Below are 4,250 nucleotides of genomic sequence, written 5' to 3'. Positions count from 1 at the left end.
CCTGTGTCCAAAGCCGATGAAAAACGGGCGCATGATAGTGAGTCTCTTTGGGATACACAAGTTAAACCTGCTTTAGAAAGTCAGGTGACAATTCCAGATATTAAAACGCTAACACAAGCATTACATGAACGGATTGAGTCAGCAGCGCGGATGTTGCCATTACCAGAGGAAGATGTAGCACCTGCACATGAGTCTAATAACAGTGAAACTGATGTTTTAGAAAATTTCCCAACACGAGTTTATCAAACACCCGGATTGCAAGGATAAGAGGCTGGTAGCTTTTAAGAAGCGAAATATTGTTGGATATCTTGTTGCTCACTGCGTAGAATATTCAGTGTTTGCTGGTAGATTTTGGCAGCCTTTATTCGCTTTTTTAGGTTGTGTTTACCCCGTTTAAGTAAGTTTATAAGGTGTTGCATCTGTAATTTTCCAGAGCATTCTAGAGTTACCAATGGTTGCAGACCTAAAAAGTGCAAGTTATACGCGCGATAGCTTACTATTTCAGAAATTGGCAAATGTATTGAAATCAAAGTTTTACAAATTAATGCTGAATCTTAGCAAGACAATATCACCTTTTACCCTTGACTTTTTTCAATGCTGCTTGTCGTACTTCTGCATTGAGCAAATAGCCAAAACCCACCTTTTCTAAACGCAGCACAAATTCCTCTCGTGTATTGCCCAATTTACTAGCTGTAGCATCCAAATTCCAATTATGCTCTGCTAACTGACTCAGCAAATAAACTCGGCGAGTCTGCATACCTGATAAGCGATAAGTCTTCAAATACTCCAATTCACCATTCTCTCGAATAATCGCTTCCCCAATATGATTTTCTTCATTGGGGTTGAGGTCAGTAATAAATCTTTGTAACATGAACGAACCAGCAGTATAGACTTTTTGGGAAATTAACTTGCGTCCTAACAGTCCCTCTGCCATGAAACCCTGAAACGATGCCCAATCTGAACGTATATTTTGTACTGCTGCTCTCAAAGTTGTTAAATCATTAATTTTTGACTCATCTAAAGATACACTCATGGTCAAAGTAGTATCGTGCAGTAAAGCGTATTGGTACAATAACTCACCATAGAAATCTTCTAACAAGCTATTGTGCAAAAGTCGATAGTCCTCTGGTGTCGGTACTACAAAAGCTGATGCTAATGCTTCGGCAACAAATACTAATACCCCAACCTGTCGAGAGTGAATTTCAAATACCCGCAAAGCATCTTCAAGTCCAGCAATGTAACGTCCACTAAAAGAGCTTTCCATTCGGCTACCCAACCCATGAGAAAGGGCATACTTAGAATATTCACTCCAGGCGATATCAGGGCCAGAGAAAAACATTGATAAAAAGCCTTCCATTGCCAAGTGGAGTGGCAAAAATCTCAGTTGATTACTAGATTCCCGCTTCACCATCCGGTGCATCAACCGGACACTGGCGCAACCATAGTTTAGCTGTTTACCATCTGTTTTAAAAAGCTGTCCCCCAAAAGCCCCCACAGGACTGCCGTCATTAGTCCAAGACAACACTAGTCCGTGAGGAACATAGGAAAAATATTTCATTCCTGGTGCTGTCATTTCTCCTGCTAAGGAAACAACTGCTAAATCTTCATCGTAGCTACGACGCAGTAAGCGCAAGTCGTTACGTACCTGATGGCGCAATAATGGCACAATCCGCACTGCTCCCCGTATTTGAGAAGGAGCAATTTCTAGTCCTTTAAGTGATATGTCTGCTAACAGATTGCTTTTGGATGCCATAAGATGGTGTGTCTATTTTTATTAACTTTAAGCAACACCGTATTTGGTATAAGGACGTTTGTATGGGGGATGCAAGCCTAAAACAATATCTGAAGCTGGAACTCCTCTTTCCACTAGCTCTTGAGCAATATCGGCTTCTGTCATATTGTGCTGAATCCAAATTTTATTATCTTTAATGTCTAAATGAATGTAACAGGCATAAATACGATTAAACTCTTGCCAACCAATATCTAGAATTTGATAGTGATCGTGTTCTGTATCAAAAATGAGTTGACATTCAATATTTGGTTCGTTTGGGGGGTTTGGGGTGGCATGGGCAATTAATAATTCGCGCACAATTTGGCGATATTTGGCTAGTTTTTCCATTCGATTATCTCCTCTGTATTCGGTTTATATGCTATTATTTTTAGGGCATAATGTGATATTGCCGCTTGAGTAAAACGCTCCTGAAAAAAAGTATTAAAAATATCAATAGGAACAGCTAAATAGAGGATACGATCAGGCTCAGTCATTTCTAAGGCAAGGCGATAGTTGAGAAACTGCCCTAGTGCATTATGAAAGTCAGTAATGACGGAGGGATTGATAAAGCTTTTAACTTCTACAGCAATTTTCTGCTCATCTTTTTCAGCAGCAAATACTTTTTCAGCAGCAAGATCAATCTCTAGTTTAACGCGCTCGATGCGAATGATTAATGGATCGCTAGTAATTGTCCATCCGTCTTTGATTAAGGCTTGCTTGACGGCTTGGTGGAATAGGTCTTTGGCCATAGTGGAATATTTACAACGGTTTTCAACTATATGAAGTACACCTATACCTTACAGCCTACACCCTTAACATTTGCTTGACTCGCTCTGCTAAATATGCTTCCAGTTCAGCTAAAGACGCAGAACCTTCAGCAAACCGGGCAAAGCCCAACATCGTAGGTAAATCTTCTGCATCCCGTAATCCTACTGTGGGAATTGCGGGACTCAGGGGGTGTAAAGAAAAGTCATCGGCATTGTAAACAGGATTGCAATGAATAATGGAAGTTTTTTGTTCCGGGTCTAAATGATGACGATATACACGTAGAATTTCCGATGCTCCACTGGGGGGATCATTTTCCCAACCATCGGTGACAAGTACTACTAAATCTGCGCCCCAGTCCAAAGCATCCAGTAGGGGAGTAGCTAGGTCTGTTTGTCCACGAGGTAGAATCAGCAGTGGATCGCTGGTTGATGCTGTCCAAAAAGCTTGGTATTCCTGGGATGCTGCTTTTAGTAAGTAATGAGTAGCTAAGGCTACCCCTAGAGGACGACGATGTTTTTCGGCTGAACCGGAACTGGAGTAGCTGCAATCTAGAACTGCGGCTACTCGTCCTAGTTTTAGAGGTGATTTTCTTAATGTGAAGGCAGCAGATTTCTCTAATGCTTGGTTTAAAATATCCCACTGCTGTTTGCGAGTATCCAATGACAAGGATAGGATATACAGCGCCAAACGAGTTAGGGGGAGACGACCTAAATTAATGTCGATTTCTACTTCTGTGCGGTTGGCTGAACCTTGAAAGCGCAATTTCTCATTCAAGGTCATTTGCTCTTGAATACGGGATAAAAAGACCTCTCGTTTAATTCCATGTTTCGCTGCTAAACCTTCGGCAACTGTAAAGGGTAGTTGATAAACTGCTTGAGCGCTATAGTGTGCTTGGCGAAATGTCTCGAATAGCTCTGTTTGATAAACTTGCTGTTTCCATTTCCCAAAGAGAAAATTACCTAATTCCCCTGGTAGGGTGAGGTGAGCATGGGAAGCGATCGCTCTAAATTTCGAGCGATACTTCACAGCATCAAAGTTTATGTCACGTTTTTGCTGGAGATAATCACGAGCGATCGCTCTGCTACGACGATTATTGATACTTCTTTTCCGCAATTGTTGCAATACTTCCCAACCTCGCTGTGGTGGTAAGGCTGTTAATGCTGCGGCAATTAATGCACCTTCTTCTTGTCGATGTTCAGGGGGTGTATGTTTTCCTGTTGCTAGTAATTTGAGGATAATCTGCGCTTGGTTGAAGTGGTTAATCCCTGCTGCCAATGTTCGGGTATAGAGTAAGCGGTAATTACCTAAAATATAGTCGTGCAAAAAGTCAATAGATACGCGCTGCCCGTAACCATCACCATAGAACTCACGCTGTCCTGTGCAGGAGAGGCAGGCATTAATGAACATGACTAAATCTTCCCTTGCCACTTGCTGATGTTGGTTAGCCCGATTAATGTCCATTGTTGACCGAAAACAGGGTATGGGGTGTAGGGGGTAGGGTGTAGGGTGTGGGGTGTAGTGTTTAAGACAATTGAATGGAAGTACGTCAAGCAGTTCAACACATTCTTAATTCCCCACACCCGACACCCAAAACCCAGGAATACCAGCAATTTACGCTTACCAAGCGTGCCATTCGTGAAGAATATTGCATCACTTCTTCCCCTACACCCTACCTTAATTTTGCTAATATCGGTTTCGGCAATATTTGCTA

4 protein-coding genes and 1 pseudogene are annotated in these 4,250 nt (G+C 41.9%); 1 reads left to right on the top strand and 4 read right to left on the bottom strand.

The window, feature by feature from the left end:
• Window positions 1–267 (top strand): annotated as a pseudogene (locus CDG77_RS33780) (type IV secretory system conjugative DNA transfer family protein); the annotation flags it as partial.
• 301 nt (window positions 268–568) lie between these two features.
• Here CDG77_RS33780 and CDG77_RS33775 read toward each other — a convergent pair.
• Genes CDG77_RS33775 through CDG77_RS33760 form a run of 4 tightly spaced genes read right to left on the bottom strand, consistent with a single transcriptional unit; the run spans window position 569 to window position 4,000 of the window.
• On the bottom strand, window positions 569–1,753 hold the full coding sequence (locus CDG77_RS33775; RefSeq protein WP_094333516.1) for an ARPP-2 domain-containing protein: 1,185 nt from the start codon (window positions 1,751–1,753) through the stop codon (window positions 569–571).
• Between the two features lie 27 nt (window positions 1,754–1,780).
• Entirely contained in the window at window positions 1,781–2,119 is a 339-nt protein-coding gene (locus CDG77_RS33770) for a XisI protein (protein ID WP_094333515.1), read from the bottom strand.
• On the bottom strand, window positions 2,107–2,520 hold the full coding sequence (locus tag CDG77_RS33765) for a XisH family protein (RefSeq protein ID WP_094333514.1): 414 nt from the start codon (window positions 2,518–2,520) through the stop codon (window positions 2,107–2,109). The genes CDG77_RS33770 and CDG77_RS33765 overlap by 13 nt, the downstream gene beginning before the upstream one ends.
• 55 nt (window positions 2,521–2,575) lie before the next feature.
• Entirely contained in the window at window positions 2,576–4,000 is a 1,425-nt protein-coding gene (locus tag CDG77_RS33760; protein WP_094333513.1) for a hypothetical protein, read from the bottom strand.
• Window positions 4,001–4,250 lie beyond the last annotated feature (250 nt).

It is taken from the genome of Nostoc sp. 'Peltigera membranacea cyanobiont' 213, assembly GCF_002245975.1.
Lineage (GTDB): Bacteria > Cyanobacteriota > Cyanobacteriia > Cyanobacteriales > Nostocaceae > Nostoc.
This window is presented reverse-complemented; position numbering and strand designations above follow the sequence as displayed.

Excerpts from the sequence above, each read along its gene's own strand:
- CDG77_RS33760 (WP_094333513.1), bottom strand. The coding sequence starts at position 4,000 with ATGGACATTAATCGGGCTAACCAACATCAGCAAGTGGCAAGGGAAGAT.
- CDG77_RS33770 (WP_094333515.1), bottom strand. The coding sequence starts at position 2,119 with ATGGAAAAACTAGCCAAATATCGCCAAATTGTGCGCGAATTATTAATT.
- CDG77_RS33775 (WP_094333516.1), bottom strand. The coding sequence starts at position 1,753 with ATGGCATCCAAAAGCAATCTGTTAGCAGACATATCACTTAAAGGACTA.
- CDG77_RS33765 (WP_094333514.1), bottom strand. The coding sequence starts at position 2,520 with ATGGCCAAAGACCTATTCCACCAAGCCGTCAAGCAAGCCTTAATCAAA.